At 50.7% G+C, this 18,088-nt stretch carries 20 protein-coding genes and 1 pseudogene; 4 read left to right on the forward strand and 17 right to left on the reverse strand.

The genetic code is table 11. From position 1 onward, the window contains the following. The first annotated feature begins 87 nt into the window (after positions 1 to 87). Positions 88 to 891 carry a M48 family metallopeptidase gene (locus B9Z48_RS18205; protein ID WP_089962486.1) on the forward strand — a complete coding sequence of 268 codons (804 nt, stop codon included), beginning with the start codon at positions 88 to 90 and terminating at the stop codon, positions 889 to 891. Positions 892 to 1,040: 149 nt separating this feature from the next. Here the strand turns inward: B9Z48_RS18205 and B9Z48_RS18210 are convergent, their stop codons facing one another. Further along, the gene (locus B9Z48_RS18210) at positions 1,041 to 1,676 is read right to left on the reverse strand and encodes a tetratricopeptide repeat protein (RefSeq protein ID WP_158273313.1); all 636 of its coding nucleotides are present in this window, start codon (positions 1,674 to 1,676) and stop codon (positions 1,041 to 1,043) included. A gap of 367 nt (positions 1,677 to 2,043) precedes the next feature. Continuing rightward, positions 2,044 to 2,991, reverse strand: coding sequence for a DMT family transporter (locus B9Z48_RS18220; protein WP_108380211.1), 948 nt, complete (start codon positions 2,989 to 2,991; stop codon positions 2,044 to 2,046). A 155-nt stretch (positions 2,992 to 3,146) separates the two neighbouring features. Here B9Z48_RS18220 and B9Z48_RS18225 point away from each other — a divergent pair, with 155 nt between their 5' ends. Beyond that, entirely contained in the window at positions 3,147 to 4,055 is a 909-nt protein-coding gene (locus B9Z48_RS18225; protein WP_108380212.1) for a LysR family transcriptional regulator, read from the forward strand. A gap of 19 nt (positions 4,056 to 4,074) precedes the next feature. On the opposite strand, the gene B9Z48_RS18230 is transcribed toward B9Z48_RS18225, so the two are convergent. The 4 genes and pseudogenes from B9Z48_RS18230 to mobC all read right to left on the reverse strand — a co-directional run bounded on the left by B9Z48_RS18230 (position 4,075) and on the right by mobC (position 6,907). Beyond that, on the reverse strand, positions 4,075 to 4,881 hold the full coding sequence (locus tag B9Z48_RS18230; RefSeq protein ID WP_108380213.1) for an ABC transporter permease: 807 nt from the start codon (positions 4,879 to 4,881) through the stop codon (positions 4,075 to 4,077). 2 nt (positions 4,882 to 4,883) lie between these two features. Beyond that, positions 4,884 to 5,012: pseudogene (locus tag B9Z48_RS18235) on the reverse strand (nodulation factor ABC transporter ATP-binding protein NodI); the annotation flags it as partial. A gap of 187 nt (positions 5,013 to 5,199) precedes the next feature. Beyond that, positions 5,200 to 6,507, reverse strand: coding sequence for a relaxase/mobilization nuclease domain-containing protein (locus tag B9Z48_RS18240; protein WP_108380214.1), 1,308 nt, complete (start codon positions 6,505 to 6,507; stop codon positions 5,200 to 5,202). 7 nt (positions 6,508 to 6,514) lie between these two features. Then, positions 6,515 to 6,907, reverse strand: coding sequence for a plasmid mobilization relaxosome protein MobC (gene mobC / locus B9Z48_RS18245; protein ID WP_108380215.1), 393 nt, complete (start codon positions 6,905 to 6,907; stop codon positions 6,515 to 6,517). Positions 6,908 to 7,396: 489 nt separating this feature from the next. Here mobC and B9Z48_RS18250 point away from each other — a divergent pair, with 489 nt between their 5' ends. After that, positions 7,397 to 7,732 carry a hypothetical protein gene (locus tag B9Z48_RS18250; protein ID WP_108380216.1) on the forward strand — a complete coding sequence of 112 codons (336 nt, stop codon included), beginning with the start codon at positions 7,397 to 7,399 and terminating at the stop codon, positions 7,730 to 7,732. 21 nt (positions 7,733 to 7,753) lie between these two features. Here B9Z48_RS18250 and B9Z48_RS21445 read toward each other — a convergent pair whose 3' ends face one another. The 7 genes from B9Z48_RS21445 to B9Z48_RS18270 all read right to left on the reverse strand — a co-directional run bounded on the left by B9Z48_RS21445 (position 7,754) and on the right by B9Z48_RS18270 (position 13,245). After that, the gene (locus B9Z48_RS21445; protein WP_146186326.1) at positions 7,754 to 8,179 is read right to left on the reverse strand and encodes a hypothetical protein; all 426 of its coding nucleotides are present in this window, start codon (positions 8,177 to 8,179) and stop codon (positions 7,754 to 7,756) included. Between the two features lie 10 nt (positions 8,180 to 8,189). Further along, complete coding sequence (locus B9Z48_RS21450; RefSeq protein WP_146186327.1) at positions 8,190 to 8,480, reverse strand: hypothetical protein; 291 nt, start codon at positions 8,478 to 8,480, stop codon at positions 8,190 to 8,192. 235 nt (positions 8,481 to 8,715) lie between these two features. Next, a complete protein-coding gene (locus tag B9Z48_RS18255; RefSeq protein WP_108380217.1) occupies positions 8,716 to 9,654 on the reverse strand; it encodes a replication initiation protein in 939 nt (312 codons plus the stop codon). A 194-nt stretch (positions 9,655 to 9,848) separates the two neighbouring features. After that, complete coding sequence (locus B9Z48_RS21455; RefSeq protein ID WP_146186328.1) at positions 9,849 to 10,448, reverse strand: hypothetical protein; 600 nt, start codon at positions 10,446 to 10,448, stop codon at positions 9,849 to 9,851. A 92-nt stretch (positions 10,449 to 10,540) separates the two neighbouring features. Beyond that, entirely contained in the window at positions 10,541 to 11,020 is a 480-nt protein-coding gene (locus B9Z48_RS18260) for a hypothetical protein (protein WP_108380218.1), read from the reverse strand. Positions 11,021 to 11,030: 10 nt separating this feature from the next. Beyond that, a complete protein-coding gene (locus tag B9Z48_RS18265; RefSeq protein WP_158273314.1) occupies positions 11,031 to 12,287 on the reverse strand; it encodes a tyrosine-type recombinase/integrase in 1,257 nt (418 codons plus the stop codon). A gap of 94 nt (positions 12,288 to 12,381) precedes the next feature. Continuing rightward, positions 12,382 to 13,245, reverse strand: a complete 864-nt coding sequence (locus B9Z48_RS18270; protein WP_108380240.1) for an ATP-binding cassette domain-containing protein — start codon at positions 13,243 to 13,245, stop codon at positions 12,382 to 12,384. A gap of 645 nt (positions 13,246 to 13,890) precedes the next feature. Between B9Z48_RS18270 and asd the strand changes: the two genes are divergently transcribed. After that, positions 13,891 to 14,748 carry an archaetidylserine decarboxylase gene (gene asd / locus B9Z48_RS18275; RefSeq protein ID WP_108380220.1) on the forward strand — a complete coding sequence of 286 codons (858 nt, stop codon included), beginning with the start codon at positions 13,891 to 13,893 and terminating at the stop codon, positions 14,746 to 14,748. A gap of 79 nt (positions 14,749 to 14,827) precedes the next feature. Here the strand turns inward: asd and B9Z48_RS18280 are convergent, their stop codons facing one another. The 4 genes from B9Z48_RS18280 to B9Z48_RS18295 are packed head-to-tail and all read right to left on the reverse strand — an operon-like array spanning position 14,828 to position 18,028. After that, positions 14,828 to 15,745, reverse strand: a complete 918-nt coding sequence (locus B9Z48_RS18280) for a uracil-DNA glycosylase (RefSeq protein ID WP_089962507.1) — start codon at positions 15,743 to 15,745, stop codon at positions 14,828 to 14,830. An 8-nt stretch (positions 15,746 to 15,753) separates the two neighbouring features. Continuing rightward, positions 15,754 to 16,206: a ribosomal protein S18-alanine N-acetyltransferase gene (rimI, locus tag B9Z48_RS18285; RefSeq protein ID WP_089962615.1), complete on the reverse strand. Its 453-nt coding sequence runs from the start codon at positions 16,204 to 16,206 to the stop codon at positions 15,754 to 15,756. A 56-nt stretch (positions 16,207 to 16,262) separates the two neighbouring features. Further along, positions 16,263 to 17,048, reverse strand: a complete 786-nt coding sequence (tsaB, locus tag B9Z48_RS18290; protein ID WP_089962511.1) for a tRNA (adenosine(37)-N6)-threonylcarbamoyltransferase complex dimerization subunit type 1 TsaB — start codon at positions 17,046 to 17,048, stop codon at positions 16,263 to 16,265. Continuing rightward, positions 17,045 to 18,028 carry a DMT family transporter gene (locus B9Z48_RS18295; RefSeq protein WP_199233550.1) on the reverse strand — a complete coding sequence of 328 codons (984 nt, stop codon included), beginning with the start codon at positions 18,026 to 18,028 and terminating at the stop codon, positions 17,045 to 17,047. The genes tsaB and B9Z48_RS18295 overlap by 4 nt, the downstream gene beginning before the upstream one ends. Positions 18,029 to 18,088: the final 60 nt, after the last annotated feature.

The following is an 18,088-nucleotide window of genomic DNA, read 5'->3' on the forward strand; positions in this document are numbered from 1 at the left end:
CACCCGCACGTCAAACACGCTGCTTTGGGAATATCTTGAATGTTCATTTTTTGTAATTATTTATAATTCATTTATTTTGACTTCACCATGCAACAGCCTTCTTTGACTCGCTCTTTCAAACCCACCCTCGGCCACGCCATGGTGGCCATTTCTCTGGCCTGGCTTTGCACCCCTGCCTATGCCGAACGGTTCATCGATGTGAACAAGGCCATGGGCGCGGTCAAGTCCCCCAGCCTTCAAAGTTTTTTAAGCGACCTGAATGCCATCCATGTGCAACTGGGCAAAGTCAGTGGCCTGAAAACCCGGCTGATGTTGTCCGACAGCGATGAGGTCAATGCCTACGCCACCCTTGGCAAAGACGATGAAAAACTGATTGTTTTCAACCAAGGTCTGATTTCGTTGATGGAAAACGACCGGGACGCCATTGCGGCGGTGATGTCCCATGAGTTTGCACACCACGGCAAAAACCACATTGAAAACACCCAAACAAGCAACAAAGCATTGGGCGTTTTGGGCGCCGCTGTGGGTGGATTGTTGAGCTACAAATTCGGCATTGGCAGCTTGGGGCAGGACGTTGGCCAACTGGGGGCCAAAGTGATCTCGCGTTCCTTTTCAAGAGACCAAGAGCGCGAAGCCGACCGAGAAGGCCTGCAGTGGATGGTCAACGCGGGTTACAACCCCGTTGGTGCCATTCGGGCACACACCAAATTGCTCAGTCTGGGCGACAGTCAAACGGCCAGCCTGTTCAAAACGCACCCCAGCAGCGTGGAGCGCATTGACAACATGAAAACCGACATTGAAAAAAACCCCCAAGCCAAGGGGCTGGTCAGCGATGCGGTGGTGGTGATCGGGAGCACGCCGGAAACATCCGCTGATGCGAACCCCAAGTAATCACCTCGCCCGATCTGCTTGACCCTGCGAGTCAACCCCGCACCTCTGATCCATGCCATCGGAAAAGAAAGCATCATTTCGATGCGCGGACGGATTGAATAGCTTGACGTGTGGGTCACCTGGCTTGCTGGGCACCCCAAGCGTGGCGTTCAAGGTTCGTGTCGAACCACAGGTTTGGAGGTTCCGCATCCGCTTTTCTTCATAAAGTCGGCGGTTCTTTGCTCAGCTTGTGCCAATTGATCTTTGGCAAGCAATGGCCGAATCGCCTCAACGCCATCGTGTGATCCGGGGAACTTGAAGTGAGCGGCCACAGAAACCCAATGGAAGGAAGACACAAGATCTTTGGGCACATGTTCACCCTCAAAGAGTGTTCTTGCAACGGCGTTCTGGGCCCACGTATTGCAGTTGGACGCTGACTTTTCCCACCATTTGATTGTCTCTACCCGGTCTTGAGTCACACCTGTTCCGTGAAAATAGAGATTACCAAGAAGTGCTTGTGCCGCTGGGTTGCCTTGTTCTGCACTGGCTTTCAAAAAATCAGCTGCACGCGGCGCATCGACAGGACCTCCAATGCCGGCGAGTAAAAACTCCGCAGCATGAAGTTGGCAGTTGACATCTGCGTGATCTGTTGCGCACTGAATGGCGACTTCTCGCGCCGGACCATAGGCCTTGATCTTGAACAGCTTCTGCACGTCATTTGCGGTGACCTCTCTGACTTTGACGCTCACCTGGGCAGATGCACCCAAGGACACGCAGGCGAGGGCGATGAGGAATTTTTGTTTCATGCTCAAAAAAGAACCAAAAAAGTTTGTCGTGATCAACGATATATACCGCAAAACCCGACTGATACATCCAGGCGATGGCATCCAGACTGACTTGGCCCACTAAAAGTCACCGTTGACTCAGGAGTTCATCCATGCACATTGGCTTGATCGTTGGCATTGGACCAGCTGCCACTGACTACGACTACGACTACCGGCAACTGATCAGGACCCTGGCCCAAAAGTGTACTTTATGGGCACAGGTGTGGGCATGGCATCGCGTTTTTACGGTGTGCTCGATGGCTTGCAAGTGCTTGCGCCAACGGCCATGTTGACAAATGGCATTCAATGAATCCGTTCAGTACAGTGCACCTTGGACTGAGCCAAACCCTCAGGCTTTTGGAGTGGAAATGGCGGAAGTTGTGACGGCAACAATCAGTCCGGTCATGACCAAGAGCAATCCGATGGCCTCCGCAACCGCTGGCACGTGGCCCAAGACAGGCCAGGCCATCAAGGCGGCCAAGCCAGGCGCCAGTGCCGGAAAAACCGCCGCACGCGAAGGCCCAAGCAGCGACACCATTTTGGAATAGGTGTACAGCGTGCCCGCACCTGCAATGACGCCTTGCACCAGCACCTCTACCCACAACACAAAGGGCGCGGCCATGACCAAACCTTCCCCCTTTGTGAACCACGCATAAGCGGGGACATAGGTGAGCAAAGCGCTGATCGAGATCACCGCTGTGGCCAGCAGCGGATCCAGCCTGTGCTTGCGCAGCACGATGCCAAAACCCGCCCACAGCGTCCCGGCAAGCAGGAACATGGCATCGCCGATCGCGGCACGCGGGGTCAGGCTGGACGCATCCACCCCGGACACCAACACCAGACCCGTCAATACCACGGCAATGCCCACCACACGACGCGACGTCATGCGGTCCCCCAACACCACTGCACCCAGCACCATGCCCATCACGCTCATGGCGGTGAACGGGAAGACCGCCGCATGGCTAGAAGGCGCAAATTGCAAGGCGCCAAACATCAAAAGACCAAAAGGTGTGCCCGCCAGCAGCGCCACCGACAACCAAACCCGCCAACGCGTGGTGAATTGCGCCATGTCGCGCCAACACGCCAAAACCAGCACGGGCAGCATCAAGATACCCGCCACACCAAAGCGCAGCACTGTGAGGTCTGGGGACGACAAACCTTTGGCAATGCCCCAGCGGGCAAACACCGTATAGAGCGCACCGATGCTGGCAGCGAGCAGACCCACGGCAATGCCTCGGGCCAATTGGCCGGGATCGGTCTGACGGGTCTGCAGGAGTGACACGGTGCGGGTGTTCATCGGGAAGCCTTGTTCATGTGCCCGCCTCAGTGCTCAATCCTGTTGTAAGTTGGGCTGTGAAGCAAAAACATGCAGTGTGATTCAATCCATTCAAAAGGAATAGATGAAATGCTGGACTAATATTTATTCCAATTGAGAATGAATAAGGAAAAACCATGGACAAATTGGCAGCCATGCAGACCTTTGTGCGCGTGGTGGAAAGCGGTAGTTTTTCGGCCGTGGCACGCGAAACACGCAGCACGCAAAGCGGCGTGAGCAAACAAGTCGCAGCGCTTGAACGTGGGCTGGGTGCCCAACTGCTCAGCCGCACCACCCGTTCGTTGGCACTGACCGAGGCGGGTGAGCGATATTTTGCGCAGGCGCGGCGTCTGGTGGCCGAAATCGCCGAAGCGGAGGCCGCGTTGTTACAAGGCGAACAGCAGTTGAGTGGCTGGCTGCGCGTGGCCGCTTCGGTGGGCTACGGCCGACTCAAACTGATGCCCCTGGTGACAAGTTTTCTCGCTGCACACCCCAAGGTCAAAATGGACCTGCGGCTCAACGATGGCTTCATTGACCTGGTCGAAGAAGGCATCGATGTGGCGGTGCGGATCGGAGAACTGGCCGACAGCTCCTTGGTGGCCAAGCGCATTGGCACCACCCAACGCCTGCTACTCGCCAGCCACGACTACCTGAACACATTGCCCCAAGGCCTGAAAGCGCCAAAGGTTCCGCAAGACTTGCTGCAGCACAATTGCATCGTCTATTCGGAACTCGCTACCCAGAATGCCTGGACATTCAGTGCCGGACCTGGCGCATCCGAACCCGAGGGCATACAGGTCACTGTCCGCGCACAAGGCAATCTGCAAACCAACAGCAGTGAAGTGATTCGCACATCGGTGCTGTCAGGCATGGGGATTGGCTATTCGCCCACCTGGCTGTTCGAAAAAGAGCTGGAGAACGGAGAGTTGCAAGTGCTGTTGCCCGACTGGCCAGCGCCGCCCTTGCCTGTTCACCTGATCAGCCCCCCACAGAGACGCCAGTCAGCCAAGGTAGAAGCGTTTGCACGCCATCTGGCTGCTCACTGAAAGATGCGACACTCGATTCTCAACTCCTGAACCGCTTGCGGGTCAACGCCAACGCAATCCAGAACGACACCACTGCAAACCCCGCCAACACCAACACGTTGCGCAGCGGATGCTCTGGCCAGCGGTCCAAAAACAAGGGCCGCACCAAATCCACCGCCACCGACAGCGGCAGCCAGTCGGCGATCACGCGAACGAAGCTGGGCAGTTGCTCTCGCGGAAAAAAGATGCCCGAGAGGAACATCATGGGTGTGAGGAACAGGGTGAAGTAGTAGGTGAAGAAGTCGTAGCCTTTGGCCAGCGCGTTGAAGATCAGCGCCATGCAGCTGAAGGTGATGCCCACGCCCAGCAGCACGGGCCAAGCCACCAAAAGCTTCCAACTGTGGCTGATGCCCAGGGCCATCATCACACCCAAAATGGCCGTGACGGTGAACAGCGCCTTGAATGCGGCCCACAGCATTTCGGCCAGCACCACGTCATCCAGCCGCACCGGGGCGTTCATGATGCCGTCCCAGGTTTTTTGCACATGCATGCGCGAGAACGCCGAGTACAGCGCCTCAAAGGTGGCCGCGTTCATGGCGCTCATGCAGATGCTGCCGCTGGCCAGGAACAAGATGTAGGGCACCTTCTCGCCGCCCAACTCAATCTGTCCGACCAGCGAACCCAGGCCATAGCCAAAGGCCACCAGCCACATGAGCGGCTCGGCGATGTTGCCCACCAGGCTGGGGATGGCGAGCTTTTTCCAGACCAGCCAATTGCGCTGAAACACCGGCCACCAGCGCATGGACAAGCGGGGCGCGGCCCAGATGTTGTTTTGAATTTGACTCATGATCAGCCTTCCTCTCGGATCTGGCGTCCGGTCAACTTCAAGAACAAGTCTTCCAGGTTGGAAGGTCGGTGCAGCGTGCGCAGTGTGGGCCAGGCCTCCAGCGCGTGCATCAGCGCTCGGCTGTCTTGGGTGATACTATACAGCCCACAAGAAAATCATAAGTAAAATCAACAACTTATGATTTCACCTAACCACCGGTGTTTAAAAGTGGTTAAAAACCAGCTCCTGTCCTTAGCCAAGACCGAGCAAACCAGCCGGGATTTTTGGTGGTTGGTTGACTAAGGTTCAGAAGTATGTCAACACTTCCAAAGCTAGGCTTCATCGTGGTCTTGGTCTGCTGATGGTGTTGGTCTGGTTCAGCTCAGCCTTCTTAGCTTCTTCAAGCTCATACTGAAGTTTGGCTTCTTGCACCCTGAGTTCTGAAAGTCTTCTTTCCAAGCTTGCTTTCTCTTCTGGTGTCTTGGCATTGCTCAGGTCAGCAAGTGCAGAAATAATACTATTCTGAACACTAGCCAAGCTTGCTCTAATGCCTGTGGTTGCTCCATTGCTCATAACCTTCGTAGAAGGGGAGTTTGTCGCATTCTGCGAACCTGTCCTTCGTTGCTTGGTGTTGTTCTTGGTAGGTTGAGATAACTTTTCACCAACTGAGCTTTGTGGTTGTTCAATCGGTTTTGAATTACTAATCTGGACTTTTGAAGAATTCTCCTTCTGGATTTTTGGTCTATAACCTTTGGTAATTCTCTTGGGCTTTATTTTGTAGGTGTTGTCATTGAATTCTTTTCTGACTTCAATGGTCTTGTTCACTCTCTTGATAATATCAAAGAACTGAAAATCATTCAGTCTTTTGCTATGCTGAACCATTTCATCAGCTTGTTTGGCAAGTGATGGGTAATTGCCATTCTTGCTGTAAACTGGACCATAAAGCCTTGTAGCCTTCTTCTGGTTTGGAAGTTTCACAGAAATATAATCATTACCCTTTCTGGTGACTTGTATTCCTTTACTTTCCAAATATTCACAAAGCTGGTTTCTGTTTTCAATCTTTCCAGACCTGATTAACTTGGCTATTTCAGAACCTGTTCTGGATTTTATCTTTGCGGCTTTTCCGTCCTTGTCAACTTTCATTTCAAACTTGTTGAGCTGAGCTTTCAAAGGGTCTTCAAGAATTTGGTCATAGCCTAATTTATGGTTCCAAATGGCTTGGAAATCTTTAACCAACATCTGGGAATATTTTCCAGGAGGGTTAATGTTGAATTGTTTCATGCTGGTAATCTCCACCATTGGAATGACAAAATGTAGTTCAATATTCCCTTTATCTTGATGTTTGACAAAAAGAGAATTTACTTTTTCTGGTCCTAATCCAGGGGCAAAGGTTTCATAAAATGACTTTACTATCTGCTGTAATTGTCTCTCTGTTGGCTTCTCTTGGTCACGAAAAGCAATCACTCCTGAAGTGTATTTAAACTTCCTTTGGTTGCTGTCTATCAAGACCTTTGTAATATCTGCATCACCATAAAATAACTCTGCTGGTGGTTCTCTGAGCTTGCCATCAGAGTCATGCTTGCTGAATAAATAATTTATAGCACTAGCTGCTTTTCCTGTTCCGTGGTTAAAAAAACTGATTATCATTTTTGCCTCAATCTTTGTTGATACCTGTTATTAGACTGAGCTTCAATCTCCTCAATTCTTCCAACTCGTTTTGAAGTTCTGAGATTAATTCTGGATAATCTTTTTTGAGTGTGTTCACTCTTTTTGCTATCTGGTTTATGTTTGTTCCAATCTTATTTTGATAGAACATACTCTGGACAACTTCAGAAATAACTTTATTTTTCTGCTGAACTTTTCCGGGTTTTTCAAGCAACTTTTCACGACAAAAATGAGCAAAAGTTTTGTGTGATGAAGCTTCAAAATATTCAGATATTTTCTGATATTCTTCTGGAGAAACATTCAGCCAAATCTTTTTTGTCCTCAAAATTTTGTTGCCATCATCACCACTTTGCCCGGCTTTTTTCTTTGTCTTAATATCCATTTCCTGACCTCTTTCTTATTCTTGTTCTCGGTCGCCTGCGACTAGTTAGGGGCTAGGGGTTTACCCCTAAAATATTCATTTCCACTAGTGGAATGATTCCCCTTGCTAAAAATTGGTTTCCTCTTGATTTATTGTGCTCAAAAAAATACCGAAGTCAACTTTGAACTCCGGTTTGAAATTGGAGGTATATATTGATTTTGAAGAATAATTTTTCTAGGGTAAATTGGAGGTATAGTTTATGGCGAACAAAAAAGCAGAGATAAAAAGTAAAAAAAGAACCCTGTATTTGCATGAAGATTTGTTTGATAGGTTCTCAGATATTTTGAAAAAGAATGGCAAGAATCCGAGCAAAGTTTTCAATCAGTACATGGAAAAAATTGTTGAAAAGTACAACGAAAAAAAAGACCAAGCTTCAAAAAACTCGGTCTAATTTTGGTGTAAGGGTTGTGGTATAAAAATGTATCTTTCAACCAACCTGATGGAGCTTCTATGTCAAAGTTTGTGATGTTCTTTTCTTCTTGGACTGCTCGTAGGCTTAGGAGTGAGGTGGTAGAAGCTGACTCACTTCTTGAACTTCTGGAAAAGTCTGCACCTGTGATTGTTCAAGAAATTTATCACGGTGAGGCTGAAGCATATGATGTGTCATTTAAAGAGTTTGAAGATAGGATTGAAATGGAAAATCGTTCTTATCGTCCAATCAAAAAATATTCTATTTTGAAATCTGATATTGAAGAAAGCTACAAGTACGGAATTCTCACTTCAAAGATTGCTGAATGGTGTAGTGAAGGTGATGCTGAAACAAGAGTTCATATCATGAAGTATTGAAAAATCCCCTTTCGGGGATTTTTAGATTTTGAAATCAGTTCCGCATCTATTGCAATGCCACATTAGTTCCCATTCAGCATATTTTGGTGCATACACATTTTTCTTGTGATGGTTGTAATAAAAAATACAACCTGCAACAATAGCAAATGTTATTAATGAAATTGTTCCTGGTGCTCCATTGAATAAAAGAAGAAATAAGATAACACTGAAAATAATAGCTCCCCAAACAGCTCCGACAGCTTTGCTTGGTGGTGAATACTTTAAAGCCGCTTTGGTCTGACTTTTTCCTGTAGTACTGGCACCAATCAAACCACCAACAATACCACCAGAACCTCCACCCAAACCCCCGCCTCTTGTTGTAGTGTTTATATCGGAAGTTCCGCCTTCAAAAATATTTCTATGGGTTGTAATATTATCACTTCCGCATTTTGGACATGTGTAGCTCATAATATTCTCCTTATTTCTTCATGCATTGTGGTGGGTTGACCATAAATCCGGATAAGTAATTTCCTCCGTTTATGGTGCAAGAATATTGTTTTCCATCTTTGGTTTGGATGGTTGCATATGTATTTGTTCCCTCAGTTGTTCTTGATAGCACCTTAACTGTATCGGGTTCGTGTCCAATTGATCTGGCTGATAATCTTCTGACATCATCTTCGTTAAGAGTGTTGGTCTTCTCTGCTACCATCGCACAACCTACAGCTTGTAGAGCAATTACTCCAAGGAAGGCATATTTTAAAATCTTCATAAATTCTCCATTTCTTTAATTTGTATAAAATTAATTAAAGATTTGGAAATGCTATGTCAAGTATGAGGTTGTTTAGCGGGAAGGTGAAATAATATTTCCGCTTTTTTGTTTCACTACCGTTTCACTCCCTTCGGGTCTATGCTTCGCATGATATTTATTCTAATTTGAGATGAATTTTCCCGTTTTGGTTTTTAAAATCACTTTGGCTGTTATCTGATATGGTTCAGGTATATTTCTAATCTGAACACCATAATGAAATGGTTTTTTGTGTAGTTCTGAAAATATTTGCAATATCTTTCTGGCTCATACCAACCATGCTATAAAGGTTCGCCATAACCCTGTTTTCAAAGCTTTTGTCTATCCTAGCTTTACCTGAAGATTTACCCCTTTTGGATTGAACTTGGCTGAACTGTTCGTCTGTCCATCTTGCTGTGTACTTCTCCCAAGTCCATTTGCTTATGCTCTTGGCTGTAGCTTTAACTTCGGCAAAGTTCAAAGGGGTAGGGAAGTTCTCTGTGTTGAAATCCTCACAGTGCTGTAAAACAGCCTCATAGAAGCTTTGTCTGTTGCCTGTGATTCTGTAGCTCAGAACCTGTCTGTAAGCCCATCTACGGGCATTTTCAAATAATGTGACATTCCTTCCAACTCCAATGATTTTTGCCTTGTGTGGTGTTTTGGCTGGAAGTGTGAAGTATTCTAAGAACTCATTCAAGTCATACAATGTGGGTTTTATCTCGTAAACATCCCATAAATCATTGGTAAGTGGGTTCTTGGAGATAAATTGGCTGAATCCTTGGTCAGCTAGTAATGCCTCATTTAAACAGTAGTTAACAGCTTGTAAAAACCTTTTAGGCTTTTCCCTTCCATTTTCTGTTATGCAAACCGGACTTTCTAAACCATAGAATAAATGACTTTTTCCGTTCTTCTTATTGACTGCGGCTATGTTTGGTGCTGGAAGTTGGTTCTGTCCAATATGGTCTAAAGCTCCAGCATAATCACAATCATAGGTTAGCCATCTAATGGTGTTTGGTTCGTTGTATTGAATGTAATTCTTGCTCTTGGCTGTTGCTCTGGGTCTTATTTGCAATGCCCCTTTAGTGTTTGAGCAGTAGGGTTTGAATGGTAAATTTTGTTCAAATATTTCAGTTAATTCTAGTTCTGTGGTAGCTGTCATAATTGTTATTCCTTATTTGTGGATACAATTACTCTGCTGAGCCTCTTGACTTTTGATTAAAGATATTCAATAATAGTTTTACCAGAACTAGTTGAATATCATTTACTTTGCCGAGTAATTGTTTCTCAACCAAATATATTAGAAATAATGTGTTTGTCAAATTAGAAAAGCCACCAAAAGGTGGCTTTTTGTTTTTAATAATTTGTTATTTTTCCGTCTTTGTTTACTATTGATTCTGTTTCAATCGCAAACTTTATTTTTGATTGTTCGTATTGGGCTAGGCTTATCTCTTCTGAATACCTTGTTGGCATATTTGAATTAAATGATTTTGTTAAATTCAAGATAATTTCTTTTCCTGGTTGAATGTTTTCATCACCTTCATATGAGTTGCTTGTGATTTTATCTCCGAATAGATTGTAGAAATGAAATATCACTTTGTATCCTGATATTTGTTCATCTGTGTTATTTTTTACGGATATCTTTAAATTAATAGTTCCTCTGCCAAATCCATACTCATCAAACTTTACTTCTTTTTTAATGAGTTTTCCGGTTAATACTGAAGTGTTGTTGGTTTGTGCTTCTGGTGCTGGTGATTTTGTCTCACTATTTGTTGTCGCTACACTTTTAATTTTTTCCTCTTGCTGTGAAACTTTTTCAGACACCTTTCCCATCATTGAACAGGTCGTAAATATCGAGCCAATGATTATGAATCCAATCATTACCCCAATGAATTTTAATATTCCCCCAAATCCGTCTAATATTCGGTCTAGTATTCCTTTTTTCTCAGTGCTCATATAATCCCCTTTTTGCCTAATTTAATTTTTTAAAATAAAAAGTCAAATAAAAAGCCACCATGAGGTGGCTTTTTGTTTGGGTGCTGTGAAGATTATTCGTTTTCAAACTCTACAGACTTTGCAACGATATGTATTTCAACATCCTTTTCTTTGACTGGTTTTACATAGTCTTCATTTGAGGTTGCCCTAAAACACCGACCATATCCCTCATTGGGTTTCAGAATCTTATCTTCTGTAAGTTCGGTCCTTGTATTTAATGTGCTGGAAAATCCCTTTTTCTTAATCTCTACTTGGAAGGTGACTCTCCTCACTGTTTCTTTTGTGTTGTTTACTACTGTGTAGAGGTAGGGATAACCTTCTTGGCAGTCCTTGCCATCTGGGTAAATCGCATTCACCACAACTTTGGCTTCTTTCTCAAATCTCTTTTTTTCATCTCTTTCAAAAGACCAATCGGAATATTGAACAAAGAGAAAAACCGCTCCGGCTAGTCCTGCTACTGCTATGACAATCCATTTCAGAATTCTTTTGATTACTATCAAAATGGCTTCTGCTCTTTCATTTGCTGAACTCATTTTCTGCCTTTCATTTCATTGAATAATAATGTTCTGCTGTGATTCTGCTGTTCCTGTGTCCAATCTGCTTGAGTACTTCTGATTGGTCGCTGAACTGGGCTTTTCTTTCTGGGAATGTATTTCTCATTCTCTCAATTGCCCTTGGTGTTGAATGCCCCAAAAGCTGGCTCAGCAAAATACTGTTTGAAATCCCTACCTGCTCAATCATTCTGCTGATGTAGTCTTTTCTGTAATCGTGCTGTTTAATATTCAGGTTGGCACTTTCCATAGCTTTGGTGTATGAACCATCAAATCCCAAAACTTCATAATCAAAAAGCCTATCTGAATCCTTTCTGATAAGGCTTTTGATAAATCGGTACTGTCGCTCATTGAGATAGACAATCCGTTCTGTGTTTTTTGACTGAATGTAAATATGCGGGGTAGGTTTCTCAAAAATCTGCTCTTTGGTCAAAAGAACTGCTTCTTGTCTTCTCAATCCCAATTTATACATGAGGTGGACAACTGGTCTGATGTTCTTTCCCTTGATTGCTTTTGCCAGTCGTTTAAGAATGTCGTGATTAAAACGGAATGGTTTTTTCCTGAAAATTTTATTTCCGTTGGTCAAGATATCTTTGTCATACATCAACCAAGGATTGGGAAGATTTCCCAAATCACTGTTGAAGGTATGAAGTTTCTTCCAAAAAACACTAGCTCTGCTCAGATATGTGCTGATTGAAATGGGCTTCATCCCTTTTGCTTTCAGGGCAATAACTAGGCTGTTGATATCTGAGTTTTTGAGTTCACTTGGTTTGAGCATTCCAATGGTTGTTCTTATTGTTTCATTCCAATGGGCTTTGCTGATTTTAAACTGTGAATCAACTTCGTGGTTTATTTCTGTATTAAGACAAATATCAAGCATTCCTAGTGTGCTTTGCTTTTGTCTGAGCTTGTATTTGTCTTCTGGTTTTCTCTCGTCCAAGTGAGCATATTTCGGGTCAATGTACCTGTCAATGTATTTGCTCAAGTAGGTATCAATTGGCGGGTCCAGCATGAACTGTTCCAGTGTTTTGTACTGTTCGGATTCTGTGTCAACCAAACCCTTGACGGTCATTGCTCCATACTTGTTCTCACAAGCTTGAATGAGTTCTATGGCATCTGCATACTTGCTGAAGGTCTTGTTCACCTTCAGCCCTAACTTCGTCTTGTTGAACTGAACCTTAAAGTAGGTCCTTCCGTTCTTCTCTATGATGGTGAGATGCTTTCGCTTTGGGTAGGCTGAAGAGCTCATCTGTGGTGTTTGAAAGTGGTTAAAAAAGGGTGGGTGCTTCACTGATTTTAACCACAATCTCCAACTCATGCAAAAGGATGTGATGTGAATGAAATCAACAACTTAGATAAGTCAAAGAACCTTCAAACCATCGTTCTTGGTGGTGGTTGCTTCTGGTGTAGAAAAACACCGTTTCGCCGCTGACCTCCACCCGCCCAGCCAGCGCTTTCAGGCCAGCTTCTTGTGCCAGCGCGACTGCGCCTTGGCCAAACACCTCGACCACTTCGGGCTCCAAGTGCTCGGCAATCAAATCGCGGGGTTTGCCTTCGGCGATTTTGCGGCCTTGGTCCAGCACCAACAGGCGACTGCACAAGCGCTCGGCTTCGTCCATGAAATGGGTGGTCAGCAAGATGGATTTACCCTCTTGCAGCAGCACCTGCAAGCGCTCCCACATGAGGTGTCGCGCCTGCGGGTCCAGGCCCGTGGTGGGCTCGTCCAGCATCAAAAGCTGCGGGTGGTTGATGAGGGCGCGGGCCAGACTCAAGCGCCGCTTCATGCCGCCCGACAACTCGCCCGGTTTGGCTTTGGCTTTGTGGCTGAGCGCGCCGAATTCGAGCAACTGGGGAATGCGTTCGCGAATCACGGCGTCAGGCAAGCCAAAGTAGCGGCCAAAGACCAGCAGGTTTTCTTCCGCCGTGAAGTCCGGGTCCAGCGTGTCCATCTGCGCCACCACGCCCAAGCGGGCTTTGATGGCCAAGGCGTCTTGGGGCATTTGCAACCCGTCGAAATAACGGATTTCACCGCCATCAGGCTGCGACAGGCCCAGGCACATGCGCAGCGTGGTGGTTTTGCCCGCGCCGTTGGGGCCGATCACGCCCAGGCATTCACCGGGCTGGATGTGAAAAGACAGGTCGTTGACCACCGTGGTGTCGCCATAGCGTTTGACCAGGTGTTCGACCGAAAGCAAAGGGGTGTTCATGCCCGGATTGTGCCCTGCCCCCGGGCGGTATTTGCAGGTCGGCGGCTTCAGCCCCGACATGGACCTGCGGCACAGTGGACATTGTCGGAGCTGAAGCTACCGACCTACGGGGATATCTGTAGGTCGGCGGCTTCAGCCCGGACATGGACCTGCGCCACAGCGGACATTGTCGGACCTGAAGGTACCGACGTACGGGGATATCTGTAGGTCGGCGGCTTCAGCCCCGACATGGACCTGCGGCACAGCGGACATTGTCGGACCTGAAGGTACCGATCTACGGTGGATATCTGCAGGTCGGCGGCTTCAGCCCCGACATGAACCTGCGGCACAGCGGACATTGCCGGACCTGAAGGTACCGACCTACGGGGATATCTGTAGGTCGGCGGCTTTAGCCCCGACATGGACCTGCGCCACAGTGGACATTGTCGGACCTGAAGGTACCGACCTGCGGGGATATCTGTAGGTCGGCGGCTTTAGCCCCGACATGGACCTGCGCCACAGTGGACACTGTCGGACCTGAAGGTACCGACCTACGGGGATATCTGTAGGTCGGCGGCTTCAGCCCCGACATGGACCTGCGGCAAAGCCAGCTGGGCTGCCCGATAAAATCAAGCCCTTCTTCTGAACCGCCCCGGCGGCCCCCACATGTCCAGCTCCTTTTCTGACCGCTTGGCGGTTTTGCCGCAGTACCTGATTCCCAAACAAGCCTTGACCGCCTTTGCGGGCTGGGTGGCGGGCAGCCAGTGGGGGGGCACAACGACCGGCATCATCAACTGGTTCGTCAAGCGCTACAACGTGAACATGAGCGAAGCGGCCAACCCGGACACGGCCAGCTACAAGAGCTTCAACGAATTTTTCACACGCCCGCTCAAGGCCAGCGCACGGCCCCTGGCCGATGCTGCTTTCGTGAGTCCGGTGGACGGGGCCATCAGCCAGTGCGGCCCGATTTCTGGCGACCAGGTGTTTCAGGCCAAGGGCCACCGCTACAGCACACGCGCCCTGGTGGGCGGTGATGCGGCGCTGGCGGCGCAGTTTCAGGATGGTAAATTTGCCACGCTGTACCTGAGCCCCCGCGACTACCACCGCATCCACATGCCGTGTGCCGGGCGCTTGACCCGCATGATTTACGTGCCGGGCGATTTGTTTTCGGTCAATCCGACCACGGCACGGGGCGTGCCCGGCCTGTTTGCGCGCAACGAGCGGGTGGTCTGCGTGTTTGAAGGCGAGCACGGCCCGTTTGTCATGGTGCTGGTGGGCGCGACCATCGTGGGCAGCATGGCCACCGTGTGGCACGGGGTGGTGAACCCGCCACGCGCTGGCCAGATCCGGGAATGGACTTATGAAATGGGCAACATCGCCCTGGCGCAAGGCGAAGAGATGGGCCGCTTTTTGCTGGGCTCCACCGTGGTCATGCTGTTCCCCCAAGGTGTGATGCAGTTCAACAAGGACTGGACAGCCACCCGGCCCATCGTCATGGGCGAGGCCATGGGCAGCTTGGACTGAGAACGGACCAAGTCAGTGCTGAATCGACCGAGGAGACAAGCACTTGACGCCTCGGTCGCTGTTCAAAGACCCCCGATTTTTAACCTTTGACCACCTGAAGCGCCAGCACCAAATCGGCCCAGGCTTTGGCTTTGTCCGCCGGGTTGCGCAGCAAGCTTGAAGGGGGGTAGGTCACCACCACCGGCACCCCTTGGTAGTCGTGCAAGCGGCCCCGCAGCTTGCCCATGGGCTCGGTGCTGCCCAACAGGGACTGAATGGCAAATCGGCCCATGGCCAAAATAACTTGGGGTTGCACCAATGCAACTTGCCGGGACAAGTACGCGGCGCAAACCGCCAACTCACCCGGCTCGGGGTTACGCCCATTCGGGGGGCGGCACTTGACTGCGCTCGTCAGGTGCGCCTCGGTCAGGGCCAAGCCGTCCACTGGCACGGCCCCGGTCGCTGTCCCAGCTGCGCGGCGCGCCCCCACCGCCTTCAGCATGTTGTCCAGCAACACGCCTTCAGGGCCCGCAAAAACCTGCCCCGTTTCTTCGTCTTGCTCGCTGGGCGGGTCCCCCACGACCAGCCACGCGGCTTTGGCTCGTCCAACGCCCAACATGGGGGGCTTGCCTGAAGCGCACAGGGCACAAGCTTTGCAGCCGCTGACCGCGGCCTCCAGGCCCGACCAATCCATCTCGGCCAAGCCTGGGGGCAAGGGCGGGCGCTCTGAGGGCACTGCGCCCAAGGGGGCGGCCGTGACCGGCAACACCCGCTTTGGAGGCACGTCAGGCCGCGCTGGGCGCTCGGGCAGCGATTCGGGTGCGGCGTCCCCAAGCGGTGAAACGGCCAAAGGGGCAAGCGCCTGAGAAGCGGCTTTGGGCGTGGAGACAGTCTGTGCGCTGTGCGCCGGGGGAGGCGCAGGCTCGGCATCGGCTTTGGGCCACCACACGCGCACACCCATTTCGGCCAGCATGGCGCGTTGGCGGTCGTCCAGGTCGAATCGGGTCGGGTCGCTCATGTTGGGGCTCACAGTTTCAAACTCATCACCACCGCGTGTTCACGCTGCTGGCGACCTGCGGGATAGTAATCCTTGCGGATGCTGATCTGCCTGAATCCATAGCGCTGGTAGACCTGCAAGGCGCGCTGGTTGCTTTGGCGCACCTCCAGCCACAGCCATTGGGCACCTTCTTGGCGCGACCACAGCGACAAGGCCTCCAGCATCATGTGGCCCCAACCTTGGCCTTGGCGTGCCGGGGCGACGGTGATGTTGAGCAAATGCATTTCTTCAAAACCGCGCATGGCCAAAAAGTAACCCAGCAACTCGTCATCGAGCCACAGGCATTGGGCCTCAAACAAGGGGTTGATCGAATCCCGAAAATTGCCGCGTGACCAAGGATGGCTGTAAGCGCTTTGCTCAATGGCCATGACGGCATCGAGGTCGTCTTGCGTCATGGGGGCCAGAGTGACCGCATCGCGCATGGCCTGCGATGGTGGGGCCTGCCGTGGTGGGGCATCTGGCTTCATGTCTGGGCCCGTCATGCCTGGGGGGCCGCTTTGGCGCTCGCAGCTTGGGCTTTCATGGCCTCACGCTCGGCGGTGGTGTTGGCCACTTTGTCACGGATGTACAAGGGCATGGCCTGATCGGCCGGCACAGCCAGCCCCTTCGCCCACAAATCGGGGGCCAAACGCAGCAAAGCGGCGGCCGTGGGCAAAGCCACTTCATGCCGGCCTTGCGGCAGCCGTGCGCCATAAACGGCCAAGGCATTGCCTGCCAACAACACAGCTTTGCCCTGCGGTAGGTGGATTTTTTCTGGGGCACTGACCTGCAAAGGGGACGCCTCTTGCCAGTGGCCTTGATCTGGCCCATCCACCTCGGACGAAGGCTGCCAAAGGTAAGCCGCGCTGTACACCTCATCCATGCGTGCATCGAGCATGGCCAGCACCGTCAACGGCGCATCGGGCGGCAGGTGCCCGGCTTGGCACTGCGCAAAGCGGGCCTCTTCGGCCACGGCCAGCAAAGTATCCACCGGCAAAACGGGCAAATCGGCCCCAAACGCCAGACCCTGGGCCACGGCACAGGCCGTGCGCAAACCCGTGAACGAGCCCGGCCCCCGGCCAAACACGATCGCATCAAGCGACGCCAGCGGCATGTCGGCCTCGGCCAACATGGCCAGCACAGCGGGAATCAAGCCACTCGAAGCCTGTGCGCCACCGGGCAGGGTTTGCGTCCAAACCCGATCACCTCGGGCCACCGCCAAAGACAGCACATCGGTGCTGGTGTCAAAGGCCAACCAACGCCATTCTTTTGGCTGAGTGCTCATGGCTTGCTCCCGGATGAAACGGCTCCCGGCGAAACGACCGCTGGCTTGGCCTGGCGCACGCCAAACAAAATCCCACTGGTCACCAGCGCCAGCCCGATCAGCAAATTCCAATGCAAGGGCTCCCCCAAAAACCACACCGCCCCCAAAGCCGACAAGCCCGGCACCAGCGCGGTGATCATGGTCGAGCGCACCGGACCGTAGTGGCGCACCATCTGGGTGAAGGTGATGCCCGAAATGACCACCGAGCCCACACCCTGAAAGACGGCCTGGAACAAAATTTCGGACCAGGGGGTCTGGTGCAGATGCGTGGGCAGAATCGACAAACCCACCAACACAAGAAACAAGGGCACAAAACACACAAAGGCAAATGCCGTGATGGCCATGGTGGCCCGCACCGCATCGAAGCCGTGGCGGCGCACCATCACGCTGTAACTGGCCCAGCACAGGCCTGCCGCCATGAACAGCAAATCGCCCTTCCAGACCTCGCCGCCGTCAAAAGCCATGAGCAAGCTGGCTCCGCCCACCAACACATCGCCCAGCACAATAAAGCCCAGGCCCACCGCCCGCACAGCCGACACTTTTTCACGCAAGAACAGCCAAGCCAGCAAGGTGGTCCACAAAGGCAAGCTGCCCGGCATGAGCACCGAGGCATGCGAGGCCGGCGCGTAAAAAAACCCGGTGTAAGCCAAGATGGCGTACAAAAATCCCCCCAACACCCCCGTTTGCACCGTGGGGCGCAAAGGCAGGGGCGACAAGCCCCACAAAGACCCCACCTGTTGCCCGGCTTGCCGCGCCGGTCGCATGAGCCACCAAGCCCAAGGCAGCAAAACAGCGCTGGCCCCCAAAACACGCGCAAACGCGATGTCCAAAGGCAACAAGCCCCGGGACGCCGAGGCACGCGCAATGACAATGAAACCGGTCCAGATGAGCACCGTGATGACCGCCGAAGCCAGGCCCACAGTTTTTGAAGAAAATCGCATGGCCCGAATCATACGGGGCCGCTGCACAGGTGCGAGCTGTATCGCCATTGATCGAACCGG

The organism is Limnohabitans sp. WS1, from assembly GCF_003063265.1.
Classification (GTDB): Bacteria; Pseudomonadota; Gammaproteobacteria; order Burkholderiales; family Burkholderiaceae_C; genus Limnohabitans_A.